Raw genomic sequence first — 26,461 nt, 5'->3', positions numbered from 1 at the left:
CTCCTTGTCAGGCGTGTCAGGCGGTTTCAGCCTTGACCCGCCCGGAACGGACGGCGTCGACGAGTGCCCGGTGGTCCTGCTCGTTCTGGTCGGCACAGCGCTCGGTGAACGTCACCGGCGCCCGGTCGAAGACCTCTCCCCCGCCCAGGTAGGCGGCGATGGCGATCCGGTCCCCCGATCTCGCGTGCGCGCGGGCCAGCGTGGCACCGCACGGTTCACCGAAGGCCCGCTTCCCGTCCGGCACCATCGGCTCGGGCTCGGCGATGCCCTTGTCGCGGGTGCGTGCCTTCGACACCGACCGCGACCAGCGCGCGCTGGCCCGCGCGCGCACCTCCTGGAAGACGTGGGTCCGCACCCAGTCCTCGTCGAACCGGGCGTACCAGACGGGGAGATTGCCCAGCTCGGCGAAGCGCCGCCGCCATTCGCGGTACGACCGCACCGTCGACCGCACGACGCAGGCCCGCTCCTTGGCGCTGAAGGCGTTCGCCCGGCCGGCGACGACGAAACTCGTGCACAGCCGCTTGACGTCCCACTCCCACGGGCCGGGCCGTGTCTCGTCGAAGTCGTGGATGTCGAACATCATGCGCCGCTCGGGCGAGGCCGGCAGCCGGAAGTTCAGCAGGTGCGCGTCGCCGCACACCTGCGTTGTGATCCCGCTGCGGGGAGTGCCGGCGAGGTCCCCGGCCATGATGGCGGCGGCCCCCCGACAGAAGCGGAACGGTGACTCGGTCATCCTCCTGCAGCGGATCGGTACGAGCTCGGGCAACCGGGTCGCGGACTGCGCCTCGATGACGTCCACGGGGTCGGGTCGCTTCTGAGCGGGAGCGAACTCGGCATGGCTGGAGCGGGGTACGGCGGCCCGGGCGGCCTTGCCGGTCTCGGCCCGCTCGCGGGACGTGCAGTGCCGGACGACGCCGTCGGCCGGGTGCTGCGAGGTCATCGCAGTCGGTCCGCGATGCGATCACCGACACGCAGGGCGTTGGCGATGGCCGTCAGCGACGGATTGACCGCTCCGATGCTCGGGAAGAAGCTCGTGTCGACGACGTACAGGTTGTCGAGGTCGTGGGCCTTGCAGTCGACGTCGAGGGCGGAGTCGGCGGGGTCGCGGCCGAAGCGGACGGTGCCCGCCTGATGCGCCGTGGCGCCGATGGGCATGCCCTTGTGCAGGTAGATGCTCCGCGACAGGAGATGGTGTTCGTGCATGCCCAAGTGGCTGAGCATGCCCTGCAGTTTGTGCCGCAGGTGGTTCAGTCCGGCGATGTTGTTCTTCTCGTCCAGGGCCAGGTGGATGCCGCCGTCCCGGTCCAGCGTGACGCGGTTGTCGGGGGTGGGCAGGTCCTCTCCGCACAGCCAGAAGTCGACCGCGTGGTGGGCCAGCACCTCGAAGGGCATGTCGGGAGAGACGGCCCCGGCCCAGCGGGGCGCCTCGCCGTGGATCTGTTCGGAGTCGGACTTGCCGAGCATCTGGATGCCGCCGAGGGGATACTCCCAGTCGTCGGATCCCAGGTACCAGTCGTGCAGGGCCAGGGTCTTCTGGAACCTGGTGTCGTTCGGTTCCCTGGACACGGCCATCAGGGCGAGGTTGTTGTGCCGCATGTAGTGCCGGCCCACGACATCCGAGCTGTTGGCCAGCCCCTGCGGATGCCGGTCGTTCGCCGAACGCAGCAGCAGGACGGCGGAGTTGACGGCGCCGCAGGCGACGACCACGATGTCCGCGCTGAACTCCACGGTCGAACCTTCGCCACCCCCGTCCCCGACCGTCGCGACGACCGAGGTGACGCTGCGGCCGGTCGCGTCCGTCTCCAGGCGCCGTACGTCCGCGTGGGTGACCATCTCGACGTTGTCGTGTTCCAGGGCGGGGTCGACACAGATGACCTGTGCGTCGGACTTCGCGCCGACCAGGCAGGGGAAGCCGTCGACACGGTCGCAGCGGATGCAGGCGCTGGTGTGCGTGGCCCGGCCCCGGTCGTCCTGGGTGAGGTTCACCCCGATCGGGAGGTGGAAGGGGTGCAGCCCCTGCTTCTCCAGGTCGTGGCTGAGCTGCTGGATGCGCGGCTCGTGCTGGACCGGCGGATACGCGTACTGGGCGCTGGTGGGCCCCTCGGTCGGATCCTCGCCGTGCCGGCCGTGCACGAGGTAGAGATGCTCGGCCTGGGTGTAGTACGGCTCGAGTTCCTCGTAGCTCAGTGGCCAGGCGGGGGAGATGCCGTCGTGGTGGCGCAGCTCGCCGAAGTCCTCGGGGCGCAGCCGGAAGAGCGCGGCGCCGTAGAACTTGGTGTTGCCGCCCACGTAGTAATTGACCTCGGGCGGGAACTGGTTTCCGTGTTTGTCGAACCAGAATTCCGGCGCGCGGTATTTCCCTTTGACGAAGACGGCGGTGGAATCCCAGTTGTCGCGTTCACGAGGAAGATAGTCCCCGCGTTCGAGAAGGAGGATCCGTTTCCCCGTGGCGGCCAGGCGGTGGGCTATCGTGCCACCGCCCGCACCGGTGCCGACGATGATGACGTCGTAGTGCTGTGCGTCGGTCATGCAGGCCACCGTCCCCACTGCCCGCCGTGGGCATCTGCCCCAAGTCCCAAGGTATCCCTGGGGGATATCTCCGGCGAGTTGGACTATTCGGGTGAGCCGAGGCGCCGGGACACCGCGGGTTCCCGGGCGATGACCGCGCCGGCGGTGATCCCGGCGGCGATGACGACACAGAGCCCGATCAGCCATGACAACACCGTGAAGACCGCACCCAGCGACCCGTAGCGGTCCAGGCTGCGGTTGAGCGCGCTGGGCACGTACAGCTTGGCGACCACCGTCAGCGCGGTCATGGCCACCCCGGTCAGGAGCGAACCGGGCAGCAGGGGCAGCCAGGGGACGCGCGCGGCGAGGAGCAAGTGCTGGGTCCACCACCAGACGCCCACCTGGGTGACCAGCAGGAGCGGCAGGCCCAGCCACGCTCCCGCGCCGAATCCGGTGCGCAGCGGTCCCTGCAGGGCGAGGATGAACAGCCAGACCGCGATCCACACGAGCCATCTCCAGGCGGCGATCCGTGGGCTCGCGCTCGGCAGCCGCCAGGCGCGTTGGCACAGGCGCTGCATCGCCCGGCTGCACGCGGTGGCGGAGAGCAGCACCATCAGTGAGCCGACCACCCCGACGCTCTGCTGAAGGTCCGCGGGATTGGCCTGGAAGATCTTCTTCAGCTCCTGTTCGGAGGAGCCGTTGATACCGAAGACGTCGTGCAGGGAGGAGACGAACTCCCTGCGCACTGCCTGCGGGGCGAAGGAGGCGACCACGAAGAGCAGCGGAACGGCGGTCAGGAAGACCTGGGCCGCCAGCCGGGTCGCGGAGTCGAGCAGGTTCACCGCGATCAGATGCGAGGTGAGGCGGGTGACCACCGGGAAGCGCTCCTCGGTGGTGCCGCGCAGCCGCCCTAGCCGCGCCCCCAGCTCCGCCGCCCGCCCGCGCAGGCGGCTCGTCCTGCCGTCGGTGGGCGAGCCGGATCCTCTGCCTGCGCGCATTCCGCTCCCCGGGTCGGGACTGGGCTCCACGCCCCGAGGCGTGACCACGCCACCAGGGTGCCGTCCCGGGCGGCCGCCCGCCTGCGGCGCGAGCGCCGTACGGGGGAGATGCCGCCCGAGGAGTTCCGGACGGCGGCGCTGAATTGTGGGTGCGGGCGGCAGCGGTGACGATGGGGCCATGCGCGCATCCGGCGCCGCCCCGAGCCTCACGCGGCCGTGCGGGGGCAGCGATGGTCCTTGACCTGGTCCTCATCGGTCTGGCGATCGCCGTGAACCCGTTCTCGGTCACCGCGTTCGTGCTGGTGCTGTCCGCGCGGGGCGGGATCTGGAACGGGCTGGCCTTCGTCCTCACCTGGCTGGCCAGTTTCGTCGCGATCATCGCCGTGGTGCTGCTCATGACCGGCGGGAAACCGCCGCCGCCCAAGTCGGCGCCCTCCACGGCCGCCCTGGCCGCCAAACTGGCCATCGGCGTCGGTCTCGTCTGGTACGGGGAGCGCACCCGCCGCGGGAGGGGCAGGCGGCACACGTCCCCCGGGATGATGTCCCGGCTCGACCGGATGTCCCCGTGGACGGCGGCCGGGCTGGCGCTGTTCCTTCAGCCCTGGGGGCTGGTGGCCGCCGGTGCCGCCACCGTGGTGGAGGCGGACCTCTCCCACGCCGCCTCGTACGCGGCGCTGATGGGCTACTGCCTGCTGGCGAGCTCCAGCCTGCTGGCCATGGAGATCTACGCGACCTTCGCCCCCGACTCGTCCCGCGTACGGCTCGGGCGGCTGCGGACGTGGCTGGAGGGCCATCAGGACCAGGCGATCGTGACGGTGTGCCTGTTGCTGGGGCTGTGGCTGGTGGGCAAGAGCATCTACCAGCTGACCACCTCGGCCTGACCGGCCATCACGGGACCGCCGGGGGGACCTCTCATTAGCGTCTCCAACGGCGCCTCTCGGGCCCGGTGGCACCCCCCCAGGTCATCGGTTCGACAGGGGGGACCAGCCATGCCGGGCCCGGAGGCCAGCGGCCCTCTTGCAGGACCACGAAAAACATAACGGGGGGGGACGACCGCCGTCGCAGGATCGCCAGAGGGACGACCGCCGTCACAGGATCGCCAGGGGATTGACGGGCGAGCCGGTGGCCGCGGGCAGTCGGAGCGGGGCGATCACACACAGGAACGACCAGCGGCCTTCCCGCGCGCAGATCGGCGCGAGGTCCTCGAACCGCAGATAGTCGAGCAGATGCAGCCCCATAGCGTGGACGGCGAGCACATGCACCGGGAAGGCGATCCCTCGCACCGCGCTCGGGGCCGTGTCGTTGTTGCCGTCACTGCCGAGTACCGCCACCTCCCGGTCGGCCACGAACTCCATCGCCGTCGGATGGAGTCCGGCACGGGCGGCGGCCACGTCCCAGGGGCCCAGCTCCTCGCGGCGCCGGCGGTGGCCGACCCGTACGAGCAGGATGTCGCCGCGGCCGACCCGCAGCCCCTGCCGGGTCTCGGCGGCGGTCAGGTCCTCGGCGGTCACATTCGATCCGGGTTCGAGCCAGGAGACCCCGTGCACCCTGGGTATGTCGAGGAGGACCCCGCGTCCGACGATGCCGTCACGGGCCAGCTCGACGGACAGGACGCTCGCACCCTCCGGCGACAGCACGTCCGCAGCCGGTATGCCGCCGTGCAGCGTGCCGTCGTAGATGACATGGCACAGCGCGTCGAGGTGACTGTCCACATCGCCGTGCACGTTCATGGCGAAGCGGTCCCGCGCGAAGTCCAGGCCCTCCGGGACCGGTTCGCCGCCGGCCGGAGCGGTGAGCCGGTGCTCAGCCGGATCGGCGTCGTCGGGTTCGACACGGGTCTCCACGGGGGCGGCGAGCGACACCGTGCGTCCCAGGCGCACCTCGCGGACGGCCGCCAGCACCTGTTCCGCGGTGATCGTGTCCAGGGCGCCCCGGCGCGTGCCGCCGCCGGAGGCCATGCCGCGCAGTTGGCGGTAGAGCGACCGGAACTCGGCCTCGCTCAGCTCGTCGGGCATCGGCATGTCCCCAGCCTCCGACAGAAGCCGGATTCCGGCACGCCGAGTTGCCGGGGGCGGACACCGCCGCGCTAATTAAGGAGCGACCTGTCCACGTCACAAGCCGGCGCACCGCACCGGAACGCGGAGGTCCGGATGGACATGATTCATGTCCGTGCGGTGTGCCCGCCGGATCTCACGCAACGCACCATGTCCCTGCTGGGCGACGAGCCGTGCGCCTTGAACCTGGTCCTCCAGACGGGCAGCGTACGCAACCCCGACGGTGACGCCATCGAGTGCGACGTCCTGACCGGGGCCGCGAACGAGGTGTTGCGCGGCCTGCGGGACCTGGGCCTGGAGCGCCACGGCTCCATCGCCCTCGATCCGGTGGACACGCTGTTCTCGGAACACGCCGCGAGGACCGGGGCCGAGCAGCTCGGGGCCCTGCCGAGCGCACCGGTGTGGGCGCAGGTGGAGGCGCGGATCCGGGCCGAGGGCAGATACCCCCCGAGCTTCTACCTCTTCCTGGTCATCGCCGGGCTCATCGGCGCGGTGGGCATCATCACCAACTCCCAGATCCTCATCGTCGCGGCCATGGTGGTCGGACCCGAGTACGGGGCGATCACCAGCGTCGCCCTCGCGATCGACCGTGGCTCCCGGCCGAGAATCCGGCAGGGCCTGTCGGCCCTGCTGCTGGGCTTCGTGCTGGCTGTTGCCGCGACCTTTCTCTTCTCGCTGCTCGTCCGGGGCTTCGGGCTCCAGCCGAGGGCCTTCGAGCTGGGTGTCAGACCCGTCTCGAATCTGATCAACACCCCCAACTTCTTCTCGGCCGTGGTGGCGGTGCTGGCCGGCGTCGTCGGCATCGTCTCGCTGGCCGAGGCCCGGACCAGCGCACTCCTCGGCGTCTTCATCTCGGTGACCACCATTCCGGCCGGGGCCGACATCGGGGTCTCGTGCGCGTTCGGCAGCTGGGACGAGGCCTGGGGGTCGCTGCTCCAACTCCTGCTCAACATCGTCGTACTGATCCTGGTCGGGACCGGCACGCTCAAGTGCCAGCGGGCGATCTGGCGGCGGGTGGGCGAACGCCGGCACCGGCGCGAGGTCAGGCGGACGGCGTAGGAGCGGACGGCGCCGGTGGGGACAGCGTCGAAGCGGCCGTGGTCGAGGGAGCCCCGGTGTCCAGGAACTCGCGGATCGCGAAGCCGACCAGCACGATCACCACGGTCCACACCACGACCCACGTGGTCGGGTAGCTCCAGGTGAACAGCACGATCGCGGCGACCGCCAGGATCGCGGCGCCGATCCACCGCTTGAAGCGGTGCACGAACCGGCCGACCGGACCCAGCGGGAGCCCCGCCGACACCGCGACGTCACGCAGGGCGCCGATGCCTCTCCGGCAGCCCGTACGGATGAGGACGGCGATCCGGGACGGCCCGACGAGGAAGGCGCCGGCGGCCGTCACGAGCGCGAGCGCACCGACCGCGCGTGCACCGGCCCGCAGGAACCTGACCAGCGAGTCGAACACTGTGGCGGCGGCGTCCTCGGACGCCCCGACGGGCAGATGATCGAGGTAGATCGCCCGCGCGAGGGCGAGGACGATGCCGAGCACGACCATGGCGGCGAACACCCCGAGCGCGGCCCCGATCAGGGCCCGGCGACGGTTGCCGGCCAGATACACGCCCACGGCGGCGATCAGCACGGCGATGACGGGGAGCCAGCCGCCGATGATGTCCAGCACCCTCAGATACGTCTTGATCTTGCCGACGTCCTTCGACGCGAACACCACGAAGTCCGTGTGGATGGCCGGAATCCGAGCGGCCGGCTTGAAGCCGGCGCTGACCAGTCGGTCCTTGACCTGGGCCACGATCGGCGCCACGTCGATCGTGACCTGACCGTTCTTGGCGGACACCGCGCCGGTGGCGTTGCCCGTGAGGGCTTTGTCCAGCGCGCTGTGGGCCCGGCGGTTCGCGTCCACCCAGACGGTGTCGAAGGCCTTGCTGGAGACCACCCGCTGCACGGTGTCGCCGACCAGACTCTTCAGACCGCTGGTGATCGGGCCGCCCAGGTCGCCGAGGAGCGTGGCGACCCTCGGCGGGGCACCCTTCTCCGCCGCCGCCTGCTCCAGATCCTTGACCAGCGCGTCCACGTCGATCTGCGCCAGGACCGCGGTGGTGACCCGGTTGGTGACCGCCTTCTGCACATCCGGATCGCTCGCCAGCGGTCCCACGGTGGCGACATAGCGGTCCGTGTCCCGGACGATGTTGTTCGCCCAGACCGCGACGACGGCCAGCAGCGACAGCAGCGAGGCGAGGAGAATCAGCAGGACCGAACCCGTCGAGCGGAGCCAGTGGTGCCGCGCGGCCCCCGCCGGCCCCTTGCTCTCCAGAGCGCTCACCCGGTGCCGAAGCTCGTCCAGCTCGTTGCGCTCCCGCGCCGAGAGCCGCTGCTCGCCGGACGGTTCTGGGGGCTTCTCGTCCGGGTCCGGTGGAGGGGGGCTGCTCGTCATGATTCCAGCAGAGGGGTACGGATCCGATCCCGCGACCCGGACCGGCCCGGCGGGTGAACGCCGCACCGAGGTGCGGCGCCTTCCGTCCGATGCTGCAATGGAATCCGGGGCCCGTGGATGCGCAGGCATGCGGGGACAGGGGGAATTCCAAGACCACCCAGGGGTGAAGCCGTGAGCGATTCTGCCGTGAGTGATGAATTCGCTGAAATGGGCCCTATCGATTACATAGTCGTCGAGTTTCCCGGCAACCGCATGACCGGCGAAGGCCTTCCCCTGCTGGTCGACCTGGTGGACCGCGGCCTCATCCGGATCCTCGATCTGATGTTTGTCAGAAAGGACGAGGACGGATCCGTGGTCGGCCTGGAAATCGCCGACCTCACCGGCGACGGAGCCCCCGACCTCGCCGTCTTCGAGGGCGCCTCCTCCGGCCTGCTGGGCGAGGACGACATCGAGGAGGCGGCCAGTGCCTTGGAGCCCGGCAACTCCGCCGGAATCCTGGTCTACGAGAACCTGTGGGCCGCCCCCTTCGCCACCGCCCTGCGCCGCGGTGGTGCGCAGATGGTGGCCTCCGGGCGCATCCCGGTGCCGGCCGTGCTGGCGGCGCTGGACGCGACGGAGTAGCACACGGCCGCCGCCCGCGCGTTCGGGAGGCATCGCCGCCGTACCTGTGAGCGCCTGATCCGTCAGGGGCCCCGGCGCTCGGCGCAGTGCTCGACGGCGGCCCGCACCCGGGCGAGGTTCGCCGGAAGGGCGGCCGTGGCATCCAGGGTCAGGCCCGGCTCGTCCGGCTCCAGTGGTTCCAGCGTCTCGAACTGCGAGTCGATCAGCCGGGCGGGCATGAAGTGGCCGGTGCGCCGGGACACGCGGTCCCGGGCCGTCGCCCGGTCCAGGGCGAGGTACAGGTACCGCAACGCCGGCCCCCCGGCCTCCCGGAACTCGTCACGATAGGCGCGCTTGAGGGCCGAACAGGCGACGACCAGTCCCTCGCGGGCCTCGGCGGAGCGACGGATGCGGTCGGAGAGGGCACGCAGCCAGGGCGCGCGGTCGGCGTCGTCCAAGGCGTGGCCCGAGGTCATCTTCGCGATGTTCGCCGCGGGGTGGAAGTCGTCGCCCTCGACGAACGCCAGGCCGAGCCCTACGGCGATCGCTTGGCCGAAGGTGGTCTTCCCGGATCCGGACACGCCCAGGACCACTATGATCGGCGGCCTTTTCCCGTCCCCTTCGCCACGTCCGGCGCCGCCCCCGGTCACGGGTTCTCGGGTTCCCGGCCCGGTGCCGTCTGCCGCAGATCCCCCTCGGTGAGGGGCTGGAGGGCCCCGCGGGTGTCCAGCCGGTAGAGCAGGACGAGCGGCGGCCCGACGAGCACCACCGCGATGACCGTGACCAGCATCAGCCAGCGCAGCGTCGTCGGCGCGCCGGCCGCCTGGGACACGGTCAGTGAGGTGGGGATGAGATAGGGCCGCTGAGCCAGTCCCCAGGCCACGACGACGAGGGCCACGCTGCCGATCGCGGTGACCCTCGCCCAACCCGTCGCGACGTGGTACAGCAGCCAGGCGGTGGTCAACGCGCAGACGACGGCGATGAGCACGAGGACGAGACCGGTTCCGCCGGTCAGCCCGTCGTGGACGTACGGCGCGTCGTCGTGGGTCACGGCGAGGCCGACGATCCCCAGCACGGCGAGGACGACGAGACTGCACCAGGCCCGCAGCCGGAAGTAGCCGACGAGGTCGGGGGCGTCGAAGCGGCGGGCGTCGGCGGTCAGGAACACCGCCCCGAGGAAGGCGGTCGCGGCGACGGTGAGCAGCCCGGCGATCACGGAGGTCCCGTTGGACCAGGCGTCGGCGGACGCCTGCGTGCCGGGAGCCACCCGGCCCGTGGCGATCCCCCCGACCGCCGCGCCGAGGAAGAAGGGGGTCAGCAGTGAGGAGACGGCGAAGGCGGCGCCGTAGACCCTGCGCCGGGCGAGGCGCCGGGTGGGCTTGCGCAGGGCGAAGCCGGCACCGCGCAGGACGAGTCCCACAGCCGCGAGTGCCAGCGGGAGCCACATGGCGGAGAAGACCGTCTGGAACAGGACCGGGAACCCGGTCCACATGATGACCAGGACGAAGATCAGCCAGACGTTGTTGGTCTCCCACACGGGTTCCATGGCGTGGTCGATGAGCCACCTGGGGCGCTTGCCGCGTTCGGCGCCGCCCGCGACGAGGTCCCAGAATCCGGCGCCGTAGTCCGTGCCACCGGCACACGCGTAGGCGGCCACCGCGGCCAGCAGCACCCAGGCGACGACGTCCTCGATCATTCGTCCCCCCTGTCCCCGCTCGCGGTGGTCGACAACGGGCGGGGCCCGTAAGGAGTGTCGCCCTCCAGGTCCTCGGCGGCGGCATCCGCGGGCGCGCCCTCGTCGGCCAGCCGCCAGCGGTGGCTCATCTTCACAAGGACGGTCAGGAAGGAACCGAGGACGAGGACGTAGACCACCACGACGATGCCGAACATCGTCCACAGGGACGCGGCGCGGGTGCCCGTGACCGCCTCCGAGACCCGCATGTTCTGATAGACGATCCAGGGCTGTCGGCCCACCTCGGTCGTGATCCAGCCGCACTCCACGGTCAGCAGGCAGGCGGCGCCGGCGAGGGCGGCACACCGGAAGAACCAGGGCGACCGGGGCAGTTCACGACGCCGCAGCCGGCACCAGCCGTACCAGAGCGCGAGCAGTACGAGCAGGCTTCCGACGGTCACCATGATGTCGAACGCCCAGTGGGCGATCGTGGCCTGAATCACTGTCGGGCGGTCGCTCGCCGGGACCGATGTCAGTCCGGTCACCTCGGTGGCCGGTCTGAATCCGGCAAGGATCGAGTCCAGTTGGGGGATCTTGATCCCGCCGGAGACCGATCCGTCGGCATGCAGACGTCCGAAGAGGTACTCCGGTACGTGGGTGTCGGTCTTCCACACGAGCTCGGTGGCCGCGAACTTCACCGGCTGCTTGTGGAAGACGGAGCGGGCGATGGAGTCCCCGAGCACGAACTGGACGGGGGTGAGGATCGCGGCGACGGTGAACGGCACGGTGAAGCCGAGCCGGTGGTAGCGGTCCCGGCGGCCGCGCAGCAGACCGACCGCGTACACCCCGGCGACGACGTATCCGGCGGTCAGGACCACGCCGACCACGAAGTGCCAGTACTCGGGGCCGAACATCGGTGTGAAGACCGCCTGCCGCACATTGACGTTCACCGGCCTGCCGGACGCGTCGAGAGTGAAGCCGCGCGGGGTGTTCATCCAGGCGTTCGCGGCCACGATGCCGAACGCCCCCATCAGGGCGGCCAGCGGCAGGGGCAGGCCGAGCCAGAAGTGCGTCCACGGCTTGAGCCGGCGCCATCCGTACAGGTAGATGGCGATGAGGATCGCCTCGAGGAAGAACGCCCAGGCCTCGATCCCGAAGCCGAGGCCGAAGACATCTCCCCACCGGCCCATCATCCCCGGCCACAGCAGACCGAACTCGAAGGACAGCACGGTGCCCGTCACGATGCCGATCGCGAACTGCACGGCCATGACCGCCGACCAGCGCCGTGCGAGCAGCAGGGCTACGGCGTCGCCCTTGCGCAGCCCGCGGTAGTGCATGAGGAGCGTGATGGCGGGCAGGGCCACGCCGAAGGGTACGAGCAGGATGTGGGAGGCCAGGGTGAAGGCCATCAGCTCCCGGGCGGGGAGGAGTTGTGGTGGGCCGTCCGCGAGAAGGTGGCCGATTGCGCTGTTCACATGACCTCGGTGGTTCGTTCGGGATGGCTGGCGGGCCCTGCGCTTCAGCCGCCGGTGGCGAAACCGGGGAACAGCGTCATTCCGCCGTCCACGTAGATCGTGGTGCCCACGACGTAGTCGAAGAGGTCGGACGCGAGCGCGGCCACCGCGTTCGCGATGTCGTCCGGGTCGCCCACGCGGCGGTAGGGGATGAGCCGGAGGAGGTCGGCCTCGGCCTCGGGGGTGTCCCAGGCGTCGCGGTTGATGGGCGTGCGAATCGCGCCGGGAGCGACGGCGTTCACCCGGATCCCCTGCGGCGCGAGCTCCTGCGCGAGGGTCGCCATGAGCATCTGCACCCCGCCCTTGGACGACGCGTAGTTCACATGGCCCGCCCACGGGATGATCTGGTGGACCGAACTCATGCAGATGATCTTCCCGGCCGATCGGGAGACCTCGGGGACGACGCCCCGTCGCAGGAACTCCTTGGTCGCTTCGCGGGCGCACAGGAACTGTCCGGTCAGATTGACGTCCAGCACCTTCTGCCACTGGGCCATGGTCATCTCGGTGACGGGAGCGTCGCGCTGGAGCCCGGCGTTCGCCACCATGACGTCGATGGTCCCGAACTCCTCGACCATGCGGGACACCATGCCGACGACCTGGTCCTCCTGCGACACGTCCGCCTCGTGCGCGTAGGCGCGCACACCGAAGCCCTCGATCTCGCGCACGACCTCTTCCGCGGCGTCCCGCCCGGACACGTAGTTCACCACCACGTCGGCGCCCACCCGGCCGAGGCCGATGGCCGTGGCCTTGCCGATCCCGGAATTCGCGCCCGTCACCAGTGCCTTCTGCCCCTTGAGGAGAGGGAAGGCAAGGGGTTGGCGACCGTCACTGCCGCTGGTTTCCACTCGTGTCTCCCTGTGGGTGCCGACGCGGATCATCGGAGGAATCCGCTTTTCGGAGGAATCCGCACCACAACGAAAACACTGGCGAGTCGGGACGGCTCGTCGGCACGTCCGCTGTCAGCCGGTCGAGGGGGACGACCCGGGCTGAACGGCCCAATGCGCCGTCGGGGTCGCCCGGGACGGCGCGCTCGGCTACTCGGTGCGGGGCTGCCGGCTGATTCCGACGCACAGCGCCCAGATGACGAAGGCGTCCACGGCGATCAGCACGATGGCCCAGACGGGGTAGTACGGCAGCCACATGAAGTTGGCGATCATCGACAGGCCTGCCAGGGTGATTCCGACCACGCGTGCCCACATCGCTCCGGTGAACAGGGCGGCGCCGGCGAGGACGACCAGGACGCCGAGGGAGAGGTGGATCCAGCCCCAACTCGTCAGATTGAAGTTGTAGGCGTAGTTGCGGGTGAGGACGAAGACGTCGTCCTCGGCGATGGCGGAGATGCCCTCGAATATCGCCATCACTCCGCCGAAGATCATCATGACTGCGGCGAAGGCGGTCCAGCTGGACGCCCACGGTCCGCCGCCCCCGGTCTCGTGTCGCTGGTGCATTCCGGTCGTGGTCATATCGAGCTCCTCCCATGTAGACCTCACCACTGACCTGTGACCGGTCGGTGGTCCACATTTCAGCTTGCCATGAGAGTCACCGACCGGCAGAACGGCGGAATTCCCGGGAGGCGGCGCCGATGCCGATGTGCGGTGGAATCCGTGCGGTGCTCCAATGAAGGTGTCCGATGCGTCGAGAAGAATTGCCCGTCGGCCAAGGGAGCGTGTTTATTCGCAGGCCGCTTTTCCAGAAAGGAATCCGCCGTGCCAGGTCTCCTTCGCGGGGTCGCCCGCACAGCCGTGGTGGCCGGTACCGCGACCGCCGTGTCGAACCGTGTGTCACGCCGTCAGCAGGGGCGATGGGCTCAGCAGGAGTACCAGGAGTCCCCGCCGCAGCCCGCGCCCGCCGCGCCGCCCCCGCCGTCCGCCCCGTCGGCCGACGACATGAGCAGCAGGATCGATCAGCTGAAGCAACTCGGGGAACTCAAGGCCCAGGGTGTCCTGACCGAGGCCGAATTCGAGGAGCAGAAGCGCAGGATCCTTGGGTAGTGAGGGTCCATGAACCTCACCACTCCGGAAGGCCTTCTGTGGGAGCCCAGTGAGCGCTGGGTGCGCGGGCGCAAGGGCGAGGTCACGGTCGTCGACAGCCGGCATCCCGTCCTCGTATGGGAGCCCGAGGTGCCCGTTCCGCTGTATGCGTTCCCGCGTGAGGAGGTCCGCGAGGACCTGCTCCGCCCGGCGAAGAACCCGCGGACCGGCACACACGCCGGGTCGCGGGTCTTCTACGACCTCGAAGTCGACGGCGAACTGATGGAGAACGCGGCCTGGACGTTCCCCGCCGAAGACCTGGCCGGCCACATCGCCTTCGAGTGGTTCCGCCGCAGCGGCCGGGGACTCGACCACTGGTACGAGGAGGAGGAAGAGATCTTCATCCACCCCCGTGATCCGCACAAGCGGGTGGACGCCCTCTCCAGCAGCCGCCACGTCGTCATCGAGATCCACGGCACGGTCGTCGCGGACACCCGCCGTCCGGTGCTCCTCTTCGAGACAGGCCTGCCGACGCGGTACTACATCCCGCGTGAGGACGTCCGGCTCGACCTGTTCGTCCCCGGCGACCTCAGCACGGGATGCCCCTACAAGGGCACCGCCGAGTACTGGTCGTGGCGGGGCGGCGGCGACGACCCCGCGAACCTCGTGTGGAGCTACCCGCAGCCACTGCCCGCGGTGGGCGCCGTCAAAGGCCTCCTCGCCTTCTACAACGAAGCGGTCGACATCACCGTGGACGGGGAACGCCTGGAGCGCCCCGTCACCTCGTTCACCTCGCCACTCTCGGCGCGACCGACGCCATGACGGCGGCGTGGGCCGCTACTCGGCCTTGTTGACGAAGTCGTCGGTGTACGTCTTGGACAGGTCGACGGGGTGACCCTTGACCGTCGGGTCGAAGGCGGAGAGGACCTTGTAGACGGTCTCGGGGCCGTCGGCGGGCATCAGACCGTCGGGGGAGTACATGCCCTTCTCGTTCTGGAGCGCCTTGGTGTAGACGGCCTTGCCGACGCCCGCGTAGTAGGCGGCCGGCATCCTGTCGGCGATCTCGGCGGCGGAGTGGGCCTGGATCCACTTGAGCGTCTCGACGTAGACGTTGACCAGCTTCTGCACCACCTCAGGGTTCTTCCGGACGTACCCGGTGGTGAGGTAGAGACACGAGGCCGGGTAGGTGCCGCCGAGCGTGGCCTTCGCGCCCGCGGCCGTGCGCATGTCGATCAGCGGCCTGGCCAGCTTCTTCCGCTCCAGCAGCGAGACGGTCGGCTCGGTGGTCATCCCGGCGTCGATCTGCTTGTTCTGCATCGCCGCCACGAAGGTGGAGCCCGCGCCGACGGCGACCGACGTGGCGCTGCCCTCCTTGACGCCGTTCTTCTCCTCCAGGTACTGGGTGAGGAAGTTGGTGGAGGAGCCGAGGCCGGTCACGCCCAGGTGCTTGCCGCCGAAGTCCGCCGGGCTCTTGACGCTGCCCGCCTGGTCGGTGCGGACCATCTCGACCTCGCCGGGGGCGCGGAGCAGTTGCACCACGGACTCGGTGGACCTGCCCTTGGACCGCAGGTCGACGGTGTGGTCGTAGAACCCGACCACCGCGTCCACCTGGCCGGAGATCATGGCGGTCTCGGCCTCGACCCCGTCCGGCTCGTCGTAGAACCGCACATCCAGGCCCTGCGCCTCGTAGTAGCCGAGCTCCCGGGCGAGTATCACCGGCAGATAGATCTGCTTGTCGAGGCCCCCGACCATGATCCGCACCGCGGGCGTGCCGTCGCCGTTCCCGGACGCGACCGCGGCGCTGGACCTGCCCCCTCCGCTGCAGGCGGGCACGGCCAGCGCGAGGGCGGCGCAGACGGCCCTGGCGAGCAAGGACGTGGTGACCGGCTTCATCACTGGTCTCCTTTGCGAGCGGGTGGGCGGGGAGATGCGGGCGTGGCGCAGAAGGTACCCGCCCGAGTGCTCGTGCTCACGGCCCGGGGCCGCCCAGGTGGCAGGTACCTGGGCGGCCCCGTGATCGGCGAGGCTCAGCCGTTCGGTCCTGCCGGGGTCGTGGTGGTCTTGAAGCCCTCGGTCTTGTTGGCCTGGATGGCGAAGTCATTGGTGAACGTCTTGCTGAGGTCCACCGACCCCTTCACATTGCCGACCAACTGCTCTGTCGCCAGAGAGGTCTTCGGACCACCGGCCGGCATGAGGCCGTCCGGCAGGAACTGACCCTTGTCCTGGGTCAGGGCCGAGATGTAGTCGGCCTTGGTCACCAACTGGTTCGACACGAACGACGCCGGCAGCTTGTTGGCGATGTCGGCCGCGCTGTGCGTGTTGATCCAGTGCATGGTGGCGACGAGCGCGTCGACGACCTTCTGCGTCGCGTCCTTGTGCGAGTTCACCCAGTCGGTGCGGGCGATCACACTGGCCGCGGGATAGGCACCGCCCATCGCCTGCGTGGCGCCGGCCGTGGTGGCCAGGTCGATCGCGGAGGCACCGACACCCTTCTTCTGGATCGCGGCGACCGTCGGCTGCGTCGTCATGACACAGTCGACCTTGCCGTTCTGCAGCGCGGCGATGGCCGTGGATCCCGCGCCGACCCCGATCCGGTGGTACTGGCTGGTCTTGACGCCCTTCTTGGCGGCCAGGAACTGGGTGAGGGTGTCGGTGCCCGAACCCAGGTCGGTGACGCCGAGGGTCTTGCCCTTCAGGTCGGCGCCCGAGGTGACGCCCGACTTCTTGGTGCACATCTCACGCTCGCCCGGCGCGCCGGAGAGCTGGACGACGTCCTCGACGGCCTTCCCCTTCGCCTGGAACTCGATCGTGTGGTTGTACCAGGCACCCGCCATGTCCACCTGCCCCGAGGCCATGGCTTCCTCGGCGCCGACGCCGCCGTCCTGCTCGGTGCTCAGCTGGACGTTGACGCCGTACTTCTTGTAGAAGCCGAGCTGCTGGGCGAGTTGGTACGGCAGGTAGATCTGCTTGTCGAGGCCGCCGGCCATGAGCCTGACCGTCGGCGTGGAGCCCGAACCGCCGCTCGCGGCGGATGAGTTACCGGAACAGGCGCTGACCGCGCCGAGGGCGAGAACGGTGAGCAGAGACGCGGCGACGGCGACGGGTCGTCTGGACATGGCTGACCACATTCCTTTGCTGAAGGTTCTGAGATGAAGCTGAGGGTTCTGAGATGAAGGGGGGAACTATGGGGGTGTCAGAGGGAGTTCGCCTCGGACGGCGCCGGCGGGCGCCACGACAGCAGCCGGTGCTCCAGCTTGCTGATCAGCCACTCGGCGCCGAGCACGATGACCGAGATGACGAGCATCGTCGCGAACACGCCGTTGGGGTCGAACTGGTTCTGGGCGGTCTTGATGACCAGGCCGAGCCCGCTCTGCGCGCCGAGCACCTCGCCGACCAGCGCGCCGACGATGGCGAAGCCGAAGGCGCTGTGCAGGCTGGCGATGATCCAGGTGAGCGCGGAGGGCACGGTGACGTGCCGGATGATCTGCAGCTGCGAGGCGCCGAGCACCTTGGCGTTGGCGAGGATGTTGCGGTCGACCTCACGGACGCCCTGGAAGGCGTTGAAGAAGACGATGAAGAACACCAGCACCGCGGCGAGCAGGATCTTCGGCAGCACGCCGATGCCGAACGCGACGATGAAGATCGAGCCGAGGACGATACGCGGGATCGCGTTGACTATCTTGATGTAGGGGCCGAGCACATCGGCGAGGAACCGGCTCTGGCCGAGTGCGACGCCGAAGATCACGCCGGCGACGGCCCCGAGGGCGAAGCCGACGAGCGCCTCCTGGATCGTTGTCCAGATGTTCGAGTAGAAGGACCCGAACTCGGTGCCGTGCTGGAAGAGGTCGACCAGCCGCTTGGCGATGCCGGACGGCTGCCCGAAGAAGAACGGGTCGACGATCCCCCAGGTGGTGAACGCCTGCCAGCCGCCGATGACGAAGGCCGCGAGGCCGATACGGCCCGCCCACACCAGCGCGATGCGCCGTCGGGCGGCGCGTTTGGCGGCGGCCGCGGCAGAGGACGGTGCGCCGTCCTTGACCAGCGGGGCGGAAACTGCGGACGTCGTGCTCATGCCGTACCTCCTGCGGTGCGTGCGTAGGCGCGCTCCACCTCCTCGCGCAGCGTTTCCCAGATCTGGTGCTGGAGTTCGATGAAGCGGGGCTGGAAGCGGATCTCCTGGACCGCGCCGCGCGGGCGGGGCAGGTCGATGTCGAAGACCGCCTTGACCGATCCGGGGCTGGACGTCATGACGACGACCCGGTCGGCGAGCGCCACGGCCTCGTCGAGGTCGTGGGTGATGAAGATGACCGACGGACGGATCTGCTCCCACAGGCCCAGCAGCTCGGTCGACATGATCGCCTTGGTCTGTACGTCCAGGGCGCCGAACGGCTCGTCCATGATCAGGATCTTCGGTTCGTTGATCAGGGCCGCGGCCATCGCCACGCGCTTGCGCATACCGCCGGAGAGCTGGTGCGGGTAGCGGTCCTCGAACCCGGACAGGCCCACCCGGCGCAGCCAGTCGCGCGCCGAGACCTGGGCCTTCTGCTTGGGGACGCCGCGGAAGACGGGGCCCATCAGCACATTGCCGAGGACGGTCTTCCAGGGCAGCAGCGCGTCGGTCTGGAACATGAAGCTGACGCCGTCGGTGACACCGTCCACCTCACGGCCGCCGACCTTGACCGAGCCCTCGCTGGGCCGGTCGAGCCCGGAGACCATGCTCAGGGTCGTCGACTTGCCGCAGCCCGTCGGGCCCACCACCGCGCAGAACTGGCCAGGCTCCACGGTGAACGAAACGTCCTGCAGCGCCGTGAACACCTCACCCGCGGGAGTCAGAAATCGTTTGGTGAGCCCTGAAATCTCGACTCGCGCGCTGTCCTGGCCGCTTTTGTCGGCGACCGTGCTCAACGCGGCATCGTTTCGCGAAGCCATCTGAGGCCGTCTCCTTCCTAACCTCGGGGTCGAGGAAGGCAGACGCTAGAGGCCGCCCCGTATTACGTCGCTGTTTCAGACGTATCTCGCGTTAGTTGTGTTAACCGGGGTTCTGCACGTTCTGCTCAGCGGGCCAGGGGTGGGCAGGATGTCCCTGGTGGGGCACAATCACGCCACCACGGGTTACGGCGAAGGGGCCGGGCCCGGCAGCAAGACAAGGGCGAAGGCACCTGTGATGCCCATCCGAATCCGGATCGGCCGCGCCGGGAAGGGGAGGCTCTCCGCGCGGATCCTGGCCAACCAGCTGGCCATCCTGACCCTCTCCGGAGCCATCGGTTTCGTATTGTTCGCGTTCGCTCAGCGGGCCGAGATCGACCGCTCCTACGAGCAGCGGGCGCTGGCCATCGCACAGACCACGGCCGCCGAGCCGCAGATCCAGCAGGCCATGGAGTACGGCGGTGGCGGCGACATCGTGCAGACCGTCGCCGAACGGATCCGGAAGGCGTCGAAGGCGTCGTACGTGGTCGTGATCGACCTGCACGGCATCCGCCACTCGCACCCCATCCCGGCACTGATCGGCGAGCCGGTGGGCGATCCGATCGCGGTGCTGGACGGCCTTCCCCACGTCGGCTCCGACCAGGGCGCGATCGGGCGGTCCGCCAACGGCAAGGCTCCGCTGTACGGGCCCACCGGCACGCTGGTCGGCGAGGTGTCGGCCGGCATCAAGGAACACTACGTACTTGGCGAGCTGTGGCGGGAGCTGCCCACCTTCGGTCTGTATACCACGATCGCCACCGCCCTCGGCTCGATGGCCGCGTTCCTGCTGGCCAGACGCCTGAAGCGGACGACGTTCGGGCTGGAGCTGGAGGAGATCGCCGGCCTGCTGCAGGACCGGGAGGCGATGCTTCACGGCATCCGGGAGGGCGTGGTCGCCTTCGACCCCGAGGGCCGGGTCACCGTCATCAACGACGAGGCCCGCCATCTGCTCGGTCTGGGCACGGCACTGGGCAGCCGGCTGGACGAGCTCCTGCCCGAGGGGCGGCTGCGCCGGGCACTGGACGGCAGCCTCACCGGGACCGACATCACGGTCCTCACCGACGACCACTGCCTGGCCGTCAACCGGATGCCGGTGACGCTGCACGGCCGCGCGCTGGGAGCGGTGGTCACCGTGCGCGACCGCACCGAAATGGTCGGACTGCTCAGGGAGCTGGACTCGGTACGCGGGCTGACGGACGCGCTGCGGGCCCAGCAGCACGAGTTCACCAACCGGATGCACACCCTGGCCGGGCTGCTGGACGTGGGGGAGTACGAGTCCGCGTACGAGTACGCCGTCGAGCTGGCCGGAGCCGACCAGGAGCTGACCGAGTCGGTGCGCGAGCACATCGGCAACGCCCTGATGGTGGGTCTGATCGTGGCCAAGACGACGGTCGCCGCCGAGCGCGGCGTACGGATCGTGCTGGGCGAGGACTCCGCGCTCGGCGAGCAGCCGCCGCATCTGCACCGGCTGCTGACCATCGTCGGCAACCTGCTGGAGAACGCCCTCGACGCCGCGGTCGGCGGACCGGCCCCGGCGGGCGGCCGGGAGGTACGGCTCACGGTCGTCGAGGCCACCACGGAGGTACTGGTGCGGGTGGCCGACACCGGACCCGGCATCGCGCCGGGCGCGGCCGAGTCCATCTTCGAGGACGGCTGGTCGACCCGGCCGGACCGTGGCACCGCCCGGCGCGGCCTCGGACTGGCCCTGGTCCACCGGCTGGTCCAGCGGCACGGCGGCACCATCACGGTCAGCGAGGGCCCCGGAGCGGTCTTCACCGTGACGCTGCCCCTGCCGGACGTCGCGCCCGCGCCGCAGGGCGCACTGTTCACGACGGCCCCGCTGGTACCGGCGGGCGCCCTGGCCGCGGCCGATGGAGGGGAGCGCTGGTGATACGGACCCTGGTGGTGGACGACGACTTCCGGGTGAACGGACTCCACTGCACATACGTGGCCCGCGTCGAGGGCTTCGAGGTCGTCGGCCAGGTGGCGAACGTGGCCGAGGCGCTGGACGCCGTCCGTACGCTCCACCCGGAACTGCTGCTCCTCGACATCTTCCTGCCCGACGGCAGCGGCCTCGACGTGCTGCGACAGCTGACCGGCGACGCGGGCGGCGCCCGCCCCGACGCCATCGTGATCACGGCCGACCGGGACATCACCTCCGTACGGACCGCGATGAAGCTCGGAGCCGTCGGATACCTCGTCAAGCCCTTCGGCGCCGACGCCCTGGCCGAGCGGCTCGCCGCCTACCGCGCACTCCAGCACCGGGTGGACGTCCTGGGCCCGGAGGCGGAGACCGACCAGGCCGACGTGGACGCCCTGTTCAGCGTCGTCCGCCCCACCGCCCTGCCCGCCGTACCGGCCAAGGGCCACTCCGCGCCGACCCTCGCCCTGCTCCACGAGGCGGTCCGCACCGCCCGCCGGGACGTGTCGGCGGCCGAGGCGGCGGACCTCACCGGCGTCTCCCGCGCCACGGCCCAGCGCTATCTGTCCTACCTCGTCCGGGAGGGCATGGTCCGACTGGAGCTCCGCTACGGCGCGACCGGCCGCCCCGAACACCGCTACCGCACCGTGTCCTGACATCGCGACCGGCGCCTGCGGCGCCCACTGAAGGCATGCTCACGGCGGGCCGCCGGCGACGATCCTCGACCGGCCGGCCGCGGCGGGGGACTGTCGAAGGGGCGGGACACATTCCCCACGTCACCCGGCCGCGGCGGTACGTCGCCGCCCTCACCCGCTTCGTCCGGGCATCCTGAGGCGCGGGCCCCGCCGCTCGTCGGTACTGTCGGAAGTGATCGCCGCTCGCTCTCCGCTCCTGGTTCCCCGACCGGGCGGCGGAGCGAAGGAGGCAGGGTGTCGTGACCGTGATCTCCCTGAAGTCCGCCCAGGTGCGGGAAGGACTCACGCTGCCCTACGCCGAGGCCGGCTACCCCAGTGGAACACCGGTCGTCTTCGTGCACGGGCTCGGTGACTCCTGGTGGGCCTTCGAGCCCCTCCTCAGGCGACTTCCGGCCGCCCTGCGCGGTTACGCGCCCACCCAGCGCGGCCATGGCGACGCCGACCGCCCTCCCGAGGGCTACACGCCCGAGGACTACGCCGCCGACCTCGTCGCCTTCCTGGACGCCGTCGACATCGACCGCTCCGTGCTCGTCGCGTCCTCGAGCGGCGGCGTGGCCGCCCGGATGGTCGCGGGCAGCCACCCCGACCGGATCTCGGGGCTGGTGCTGATCGGTGTACCCGGCACGCTGGAGGACAAGCCGGCAGTGACCGGGATACGGGAGGCCGTCGAGGAACTCTCCGACCCCGTACCCCGCGAGTTCGTCGAGGAGTTCGTCTCCGGCGCGGCGGACCGGCCCGTCGCCAGGGGCCTCGTCGAGACGATGATCGACGAAAACCTCAAGGTCCCCGCGTACGTCTGGCAGGAGACCCTGCGCGGGCTGCTCGACACCGATCTGCGCACGAGCCTCGCGGGCATCCTGGTGCCCACCCTCGTCATCTGGGGTGACCAGGACGGTCTGCTGCCCCGTGGCGACCAGCAGACCATCCTGGACGCCATCCACGGTTCACGCCTGATCGCCTACGAGGGCGCCGGGCACGACGTCCACTGGGAGCAGCCCGACCGCGTGGTCGCCGACCTCGCCGCCTTCGTCGCGCACCTCGGACACCCTGCGACTCCCGGCCCGTCATGAAGGCGTGCGGGACGGCCGATTGGCCGGTTACTTATTGAATACCCGCGGTTACATCCACCCGGCCGACAAGACTTGCTATCGTGTTACTCGTTGGTAGCAAGCCGAACGAGGGGCACGAGGGGCCGGCGTGTGCATCGCCGCTGCTCCTCGGGCGGGTTGGTCGAGACGGACTGTCCGGCAAGGGGGCCGGGCGGCCACGGCGCCTGCGCATACGCACCCCGCGGCCTTCGAACTCCAGTTTTCTCGCTCACTCATTCGAACAGGTGAGACTCCTCATATGGCTCGTTCCCTGGTCGACTTACTGACCACGCATGCCTCGCAGCAGCCGGACCGGACGGCATACCGCTACCTCGTCACGGGCGACTGCGACGGAGAGATCCAGGACATCTCGTACGGACGTCTGGCCCGTCGGTCCCGAGCCGTCGCCGCCTGGCTGCAGGAACGCGGTCTGGCCGGATCCCGCGCACTGCTGCTGTACCCGCCCGGCCTGGAGTTCATCTCCGGCTACCTGGGCTGTCTTTCGGCCGGGGTCGTCGCCGTGCCGGGCGTGCCCCCGCAGGGGCGGTCGCAGAACCACCGTGCCCTGACCCGCATGAAGCGTCTGATCGCCGACGCGGACGCCAAGGTGATCCTGGGCGGCCGTGAGGTGCTCGCCACCCTGGCCGCCCAGGGGGAGCACCTGCCCGAACTGGACGCGATCACCTGCGTCGCCACCGAGGACATACCCGACGAGGCGGCCGACTCCTGGCGCGAACCCGACCTCACCGACGACTCGGTCGCCTTCCTCCAGTACACCTCCGGCTCCACCTCCACCCCGCGCGGCGTGATGGTGACGCACGGGAACCTGCTGGACAACCAGCGGGCCATCACCGAGCGGATGGGCCACACCCCGGACACGCTCGCGGAGTACGACCACGAACTGTTCGTCAGCTGGCTGCCCGTGTATCACGACATGGGCCTCATCGGCCCGGTCCTGAACACCGTCCACCTCGGCGCCACCGCCACGCTCTTCTCGCCCCTGCACTTCCTCCAGCGGCCCGCGCGCTGGCTGACCGCCCTCAGCCGCTACCGCCCGCACACCAGCGGCGGCCCCAACTTCGCCTACGAGCTGTGCCTCAAGCACGCCAACCCCGAACTCCTCGACGAACTCGACCTCGCCCGGTGGAAGGTCGCCTTCAACGGCGCCGAACCGGTACGGGCCGCCACCCTGCGGCGCTTCACCGAGACCTTCGCACCGGCCGGCTTCCGGCATGAGGCCCTGTATCCGTGCTACGGCCTCGCCGAAGCCACGCTCATCGTCACCGGCGGCTCGGCCGACACCCCGCCCACCCTCGCCGCGGCCCCCGGGCCAAGTCCGCACGCGGGCGCGGCCGACGCGGCCGCCGTCGGCTCCGGGCGGCCGATCCCCGGTACGACCGTGGTGATCGCCGACCCCGAGCGGCGGGAGGAGCTGCCCGAAGGGGAGGTCGGCGAGATCTGGGTGAGCGGCGCGAGCGTCGCCAAGGGCTACTGGCGCAACACCCTCGCCACCCGCGAGACGTTCCGGGCCACGCTGCAAGACCGTCCGGACCGTTTCCTGCGGACCGGCGACCTCGGATTCCTGCGCGAGGGCGAACTGTTCGTCACCGGCCGTCTCAAGGACCTGATGGTCATCGACGGACGCAACCACTACCCGCAGGACCTGGAGCTGTCCGCCGAGATGTCCCACGGCGCGCTCCGGCCGGGCTGCACCGCCGCGTTCTCCGTGGACGGCGGTGCCGAGGGCGAACAGCCCGTCATCGTCGCCGAGACGGCCCCGGACGCGGCGGCCGACTGCGAGCGGATCACCGAGGTGATCCGCAGCGCGATCGGCGAGGCCCACGGCCTCGCGGTGCGTGACGTCGTGCTGGTCCACCCCGGCACCATCCCCAAGACGTCCAGCGGGAAGATCCAGCGCCACGCCTCCCGGGCTGCGTACCTCGCCGACGCCCTCGCGGTGGTCGGCGCGCCCGCCGCGAGATGAGGTAGACGAGGTCACCCCCCCCGTCGGCGCGGACACCCGAGCCGACGGGGCACCCCGGTCGTACCGGCCGTACACCAGGGGTTCCTCAGTCGCGCGCCGGTGCCTCCGCCGTCCACCGGTCGTCGTACCCGTCGTACGGAATCCGTCTGAACCCGAGTTCACGAGGACACCTTTCCCCGATGCCTGCGAGCGAGTCCCCGAAGCAGTTCCCCGAGATGTCCGTCACGACCTCCGAGGACGTGCGGGCCTGGCTGGCTTCGGCCGTCGCCGAGGCGGCCGGGCTCGCCCCGTCGGCTGTCGATCCCGAGCGGCCGATCGCCGAATTCGGCCTGGGATCACGCCAGTTGGTGACCCTGGCCGCGGAGCTCTCGGGCCGGATCGGCCGCCCCGTGGAGCCGTCCCTCGTCTTCGACCACCCCACCATCGCGGCGCTCGCCGCGGCGGTCCTCGGCGAAGGGCCCGTCGGCGCGGCGGCGCCGGTGCCGGCGGCCGCGCCCGTACGCGGCGACGAGGACATCGCCGTCCTCTCCATGGGCTGCCGCCACCCCGGCGGCGCCGACGACCCCGAGGCGCTGTGGCGGCTGCTCGCCTCGGGCGAGGACGCCATCACCGAGGTGCCCGCGGGCCGTTGGGACACCCGGGGGCTCTACGACCCCGACCCGGCGGTCCCCGGGAAGGCGTACACCCTGCGCGGCGGCTTCCTCTCCGACATCGACCGTTTCGACGCGCCCTTCTTCGGGATCTCACCGCGCGAGGCCGCGGCCATGGACCCCCAGCAGCGGCTGCTGCTCGCGACCGCCTGGGAGACGATCGAGCGCGCCGGGATCGTCCCGGACACGCTGAACGGCAGCTCCACGGGCGTCTACATCGGGCTGTACGACAGCGGCTACCTGGCCTCGGCCGCGCTCGGCCGGCTCGACGGGCACGTGGGCACCGGCTCCGCGCCCAGCGTGGCCTCCGGACGCATCGCCTACACCCTCGGCCTCCAGGGCCCGGCGGTCACCGTCGACACCGCCTGCTCCTCCTCCCTCGTCGCCCTGCACCTGGCCGCGCGGGCGCTGGCGAGCGGCGAGTGCGACCTCGCGCTGGCGGGCGGCGCGACGCTCCTTGTCACCCCGCGCGGACACGTCGAGTTCAGCCGGCTGCGCGGGCTGTCGCCGACCGGGCGGTGCAGCCCGTTCTCGACCGACGCGGACGGCGTGGTGTGGGCCGAGGGCTGCGGTCTGGTGCTGCTCAAACGGCTCGCGGACGCGCGCCGCGACGGCGACCGGGTCCTGGCCGTCGTCAAGGGGTCGGCCATCAACCAGGACGGCCGCAGCCAGGGCCTGAGCGCCCCGAGCGGCCCGGCGCAGGAACGGGTGGTGCGCGCCGCCCTCGACGCGGCCGGACTCCGCCCGGACGACCTGGACTACGTCGAGGCGCACGGCACGGGCACCCGGCTCGGCGACCCCATCGAGGGCCGGGCGCTCGCCGCCGTCTTCGGGCCGGGGCGCCCGGCCGACCGGCCGCTCGGCGTCGGCTCCCTCAAGTCCCACATCGGTCACACCCAGGCCGCGGCGGGCATCGGCGGCGTCATCAAGACGGTCCTGGCCCTCGGCCACGAACTGCTCCCGGCCTCGCTGCACGCCGACACCCCGACCGAGCACGTCGACTGGGCGGGCGGCGGCCTGCGGGTGCACAGCGGAGCCCGGCCATGGCCGCGGAGCGGCGACCGGGTGCGGCGGGCCGGGGTGAGCGCGTTCGGGATCAGCGGTACGAACGCGCATGTGGTGCTGGAGGAGGCGCCGCGGGACCTGGCACGGCCGGCCACCGGGACACCCCCGGCGGAGTTCCCCGGCGCGGCCCTCTTCCCGCTCTCCGCCCGTACCCTCCCCGCCCTCCGGGGCCAGGCCGTCCGCCTCCTCGAAGCGCTCGACGAACAGCCGCGGCCGTCGCTGCCCGGCGTGGCCGCGACGCTGGCCCACCACCGCACGCACTTCGAGCACCGGGCCGTCGTGCGGGCGGCCGGCCGCGACGACCTGCTGACCGCCCTGCGCGCCCTCGCGC

The 26,461-nt window shown here is 70.5% G+C and carries 24 protein-coding genes; 10 read left to right on the top strand and 14 right to left on the bottom strand.

Annotated elements, in window-relative coordinates:
• Positions 1-16: 16 nt before the first annotated feature.
• The 3 genes from ABZ656_RS27405 to ABZ656_RS27395 all read right to left on the bottom strand — a co-directional run bounded on the left by ABZ656_RS27405 (position 17) and on the right by ABZ656_RS27395 (position 3,506).
• A complete protein-coding gene (locus ABZ656_RS27405; protein WP_360271111.1) occupies positions 17-940 on the bottom strand; it encodes a DUF2252 family protein in 924 nt (307 codons plus the stop codon).
• Positions 937-2,529 (bottom strand): GMC family oxidoreductase, encoded by a 1,593-nt coding sequence (locus ABZ656_RS27400; protein WP_101407531.1) that lies wholly within the window; start codon positions 2,527-2,529, stop codon positions 937-939. Before ABZ656_RS27400 ends, ABZ656_RS27405 begins: the two co-directional genes overlap by 4 nt.
• A gap of 83 nt (positions 2,530-2,612) precedes the next feature.
• Positions 2,613-3,506, bottom strand: a complete 894-nt coding sequence (locus ABZ656_RS27395) for a YhjD/YihY/BrkB family envelope integrity protein (protein ID WP_360271109.1) — start codon at positions 3,504-3,506, stop codon at positions 2,613-2,615.
• Between the two features lie 230 nt (positions 3,507-3,736).
• On the opposite strand from ABZ656_RS27395, the gene ABZ656_RS27390 reads away from it, so the two are divergent.
• The gene (locus ABZ656_RS27390; RefSeq protein ID WP_101407529.1) at positions 3,737-4,387 is read left to right on the top strand and encodes a GAP family protein; all 651 of its coding nucleotides are present in this window, start codon (positions 3,737-3,739) and stop codon (positions 4,385-4,387) included.
• Between the two features lie 207 nt (positions 4,388-4,594).
• Here ABZ656_RS27390 and ABZ656_RS27385 read toward each other — a convergent pair whose 3' ends face one another.
• Positions 4,595-5,527 carry a cyclase family protein gene (locus tag ABZ656_RS27385; RefSeq protein ID WP_180362706.1) on the bottom strand — a complete coding sequence of 311 codons (933 nt, stop codon included), beginning with the start codon at positions 5,525-5,527 and terminating at the stop codon, positions 4,595-4,597.
• Positions 5,528-5,656: 129 nt separating this feature from the next.
• Here ABZ656_RS27385 and ABZ656_RS27380 point away from each other — a divergent pair, with 129 nt between their 5' ends.
• Positions 5,657-6,619, top strand: coding sequence for a DUF389 domain-containing protein (locus ABZ656_RS27380; protein WP_360271106.1), 963 nt, complete (start codon positions 5,657-5,659; stop codon positions 6,617-6,619).
• Here ABZ656_RS27380 and ABZ656_RS27375 read toward each other — a convergent pair.
• Positions 6,603-8,006, bottom strand: a complete 1,404-nt coding sequence (locus ABZ656_RS27375; protein ID WP_101407527.1) for a hypothetical protein — start codon at positions 8,004-8,006, stop codon at positions 6,603-6,605. The genes ABZ656_RS27380 and ABZ656_RS27375 overlap by 17 nt on opposite strands.
• A 207-nt stretch (positions 8,007-8,213) precedes the next feature.
• Here ABZ656_RS27375 and ABZ656_RS27370 point away from each other — a divergent pair, with 207 nt between their 5' ends.
• The gene (locus tag ABZ656_RS27370) at positions 8,214-8,627 is read left to right on the top strand and encodes a DUF6325 family protein (RefSeq protein WP_101407526.1); all 414 of its coding nucleotides are present in this window, start codon (positions 8,214-8,216) and stop codon (positions 8,625-8,627) included.
• Between the two features lie 62 nt (positions 8,628-8,689).
• Here ABZ656_RS27370 and ABZ656_RS27365 read toward each other — a convergent pair whose 3' ends face one another.
• The 5 genes from ABZ656_RS27365 to ABZ656_RS27345 form a co-directional block, all read right to left on the bottom strand.
• Positions 8,690-9,256 (bottom strand): gluconokinase, encoded by a 567-nt coding sequence (locus ABZ656_RS27365; protein ID WP_360271104.1) that lies wholly within the window; start codon positions 9,254-9,256, stop codon positions 8,690-8,692.
• Positions 9,253-10,302, bottom strand: a complete 1,050-nt coding sequence (locus ABZ656_RS27360; RefSeq protein WP_101407524.1) for a cytochrome d ubiquinol oxidase subunit II — start codon at positions 10,300-10,302, stop codon at positions 9,253-9,255. The genes ABZ656_RS27365 and ABZ656_RS27360 overlap by 4 nt, the downstream gene beginning before the upstream one ends.
• Entirely contained in the window at positions 10,299-11,687 is a 1,389-nt protein-coding gene (locus tag ABZ656_RS27355) for a cytochrome ubiquinol oxidase subunit I (protein WP_101408437.1), read from the bottom strand. The genes ABZ656_RS27360 and ABZ656_RS27355 overlap by 4 nt, the downstream gene beginning before the upstream one ends.
• Before the next feature lie 110 nt (positions 11,688-11,797).
• The gene (locus ABZ656_RS27350; RefSeq protein ID WP_360271102.1) at positions 11,798-12,637 is read right to left on the bottom strand and encodes an SDR family oxidoreductase; all 840 of its coding nucleotides are present in this window, start codon (positions 12,635-12,637) and stop codon (positions 11,798-11,800) included.
• 189 nt (positions 12,638-12,826) lie between these two features.
• A complete protein-coding gene (locus tag ABZ656_RS27345; protein WP_101407523.1) occupies positions 12,827-13,255 on the bottom strand; it encodes a hypothetical protein in 429 nt (142 codons plus the stop codon).
• A 243-nt stretch (positions 13,256-13,498) separates the two neighbouring features.
• Between ABZ656_RS27345 and ABZ656_RS27340 the strand changes: the two genes are divergently transcribed.
• Positions 13,499-13,783, top strand: a complete 285-nt coding sequence (locus ABZ656_RS27340; RefSeq protein WP_101407522.1) for an SHOCT domain-containing protein — start codon at positions 13,499-13,501, stop codon at positions 13,781-13,783.
• A gap of 9 nt (positions 13,784-13,792) precedes the next feature.
• Entirely contained in the window at positions 13,793-14,584 is a 792-nt protein-coding gene (locus ABZ656_RS27335) for a DUF427 domain-containing protein (protein ID WP_360271099.1), read from the top strand.
• A gap of 15 nt (positions 14,585-14,599) precedes the next feature.
• On the opposite strand, the gene ABZ656_RS27330 is transcribed toward ABZ656_RS27335, so the two are convergent.
• The 4 genes from ABZ656_RS27330 to ABZ656_RS27315 form a co-directional block, all read right to left on the bottom strand.
• Positions 14,600-15,655 carry an ABC transporter substrate-binding protein gene (locus ABZ656_RS27330; RefSeq protein WP_360271097.1) on the bottom strand — a complete coding sequence of 352 codons (1,056 nt, stop codon included), beginning with the start codon at positions 15,653-15,655 and terminating at the stop codon, positions 14,600-14,602.
• A 134-nt stretch (positions 15,656-15,789) separates the two neighbouring features.
• Entirely contained in the window at positions 15,790-16,878 is a 1,089-nt protein-coding gene (locus ABZ656_RS27325) for an ABC transporter substrate-binding protein (protein ID WP_218978400.1), read from the bottom strand.
• A 77-nt stretch (positions 16,879-16,955) separates the two neighbouring features.
• Positions 16,956-17,834 (bottom strand): ABC transporter permease, encoded by an 879-nt coding sequence (locus tag ABZ656_RS27320; protein WP_101407518.1) that lies wholly within the window; start codon positions 17,832-17,834, stop codon positions 16,956-16,958.
• On the bottom strand, positions 17,831-18,691 hold the full coding sequence (locus tag ABZ656_RS27315) for an ABC transporter ATP-binding protein (protein ID WP_075025582.1): 861 nt from the start codon (positions 18,689-18,691) through the stop codon (positions 17,831-17,833). The genes ABZ656_RS27320 and ABZ656_RS27315 overlap by 4 nt, the downstream gene beginning before the upstream one ends.
• 235 nt (positions 18,692-18,926) lie before the next feature.
• On the opposite strand from ABZ656_RS27315, the gene ABZ656_RS27310 reads away from it, so the two are divergent.
• The 5 genes from ABZ656_RS27310 to ABZ656_RS27290 all read left to right on the top strand — a co-directional run.
• Positions 18,927-20,618, top strand: a complete 1,692-nt coding sequence (locus ABZ656_RS27310; RefSeq protein WP_360271094.1) for a sensor histidine kinase — start codon at positions 18,927-18,929, stop codon at positions 20,616-20,618.
• Complete coding sequence (locus ABZ656_RS27305; protein ID WP_101407516.1) at positions 20,615-21,304, top strand: response regulator; 690 nt, start codon at positions 20,615-20,617, stop codon at positions 21,302-21,304. Before ABZ656_RS27310 ends, ABZ656_RS27305 begins: the two co-directional genes overlap by 4 nt.
• Positions 21,305-21,582: 278 nt before the next feature.
• On the top strand, positions 21,583-22,413 hold the full coding sequence (locus ABZ656_RS27300; RefSeq protein ID WP_360271092.1) for an alpha/beta hydrolase: 831 nt from the start codon (positions 21,583-21,585) through the stop codon (positions 22,411-22,413).
• Between the two features lie 277 nt (positions 22,414-22,690).
• A complete protein-coding gene (locus tag ABZ656_RS27295) occupies positions 22,691-24,415 on the top strand; it encodes a fatty acyl-AMP ligase (RefSeq protein ID WP_101407514.1) in 1,725 nt (574 codons plus the stop codon).
• A 179-nt stretch (positions 24,416-24,594) separates the two neighbouring features.
• On the top strand, positions 24,595-26,461 hold a 1,867-nt coding region (locus tag ABZ656_RS27290), incomplete at its 3' end, for a beta-ketoacyl synthase N-terminal-like domain-containing protein (protein ID WP_360271090.1).

It is taken from the genome of Streptomyces sp. NPDC007095 (genome assembly GCF_040634475.1).
Lineage (GTDB): Bacteria > Actinomycetota > Actinomycetes > Streptomycetales > Streptomycetaceae > Streptomyces.
Note: the sequence above shows the minus strand (reverse complement) of the source record. Positions and strands in the feature narration are given on the sequence as shown.

Coding starts and splice junctions, on each gene's coding strand:
- ABZ656_RS27405 (WP_360271111.1), bottom strand. CDS start 940: ATGACCTCGCAGCACCCGGCCGACGGCGTCGTCCGGCACTGCACGTCC.
- ABZ656_RS27400 (WP_101407531.1), bottom strand. CDS start 2,529: ATGACCGACGCACAGCACTACGACGTCATCATCGTCGGCACCGGTGCG.
- ABZ656_RS27395 (WP_360271109.1), bottom strand. CDS start 3,506: ATGCGCGCAGGCAGAGGATCCGGCTCGCCCACCGACGGCAGGACGAGC.
- ABZ656_RS27390 (WP_101407529.1), top strand. CDS start 3,737: ATGGTCCTTGACCTGGTCCTCATCGGTCTGGCGATCGCCGTGAACCCG.
- ABZ656_RS27385 (WP_180362706.1), bottom strand. CDS start 5,527: ATGCCGATGCCCGACGAGCTGAGCGAGGCCGAGTTCCGGTCGCTCTAC.
- ABZ656_RS27380 (WP_360271106.1), top strand. CDS start 5,657: ATGGACATGATTCATGTCCGTGCGGTGTGCCCGCCGGATCTCACGCAA.
- ABZ656_RS27375 (WP_101407527.1), bottom strand. CDS start 8,006: ATGACGAGCAGCCCCCCTCCACCGGACCCGGACGAGAAGCCCCCAGAA.
- ABZ656_RS27370 (WP_101407526.1), top strand. CDS start 8,214: ATGGGCCCTATCGATTACATAGTCGTCGAGTTTCCCGGCAACCGCATG.
- ABZ656_RS27360 (WP_101407524.1), bottom strand. CDS start 10,302: ATGATCGAGGACGTCGTCGCCTGGGTGCTGCTGGCCGCGGTGGCCGCC.
- ABZ656_RS27355 (WP_101408437.1), bottom strand. CDS start 11,687: ATGGCCTTCACCCTGGCCTCCCACATCCTGCTCGTACCCTTCGGCGTG.
- ABZ656_RS27345 (WP_101407523.1), bottom strand. CDS start 13,255: ATGACCACGACCGGAATGCACCAGCGACACGAGACCGGGGGCGGCGGA.
- ABZ656_RS27335 (WP_360271099.1), top strand. CDS start 13,793: ATGAACCTCACCACTCCGGAAGGCCTTCTGTGGGAGCCCAGTGAGCGC.
- ABZ656_RS27330 (WP_360271097.1), bottom strand. CDS start 15,655: ATGAAGCCGGTCACCACGTCCTTGCTCGCCAGGGCCGTCTGCGCCGCC.
- ABZ656_RS27325 (WP_218978400.1), bottom strand. CDS start 16,878: ATGTCCAGACGACCCGTCGCCGTCGCCGCGTCTCTGCTCACCGTTCTC.
- ABZ656_RS27320 (WP_101407518.1), bottom strand. CDS start 17,834: ATGAGCACGACGTCCGCAGTTTCCGCCCCGCTGGTCAAGGACGGCGCA.
- ABZ656_RS27315 (WP_075025582.1), bottom strand. CDS start 18,691: ATGGCTTCGCGAAACGATGCCGCGTTGAGCACGGTCGCCGACAAAAGC.
- ABZ656_RS27310 (WP_360271094.1), top strand. CDS start 18,927: ATGCCCATCCGAATCCGGATCGGCCGCGCCGGGAAGGGGAGGCTCTCC.
- ABZ656_RS27295 (WP_101407514.1), top strand. CDS start 22,691: ATGGCTCGTTCCCTGGTCGACTTACTGACCACGCATGCCTCGCAGCAG.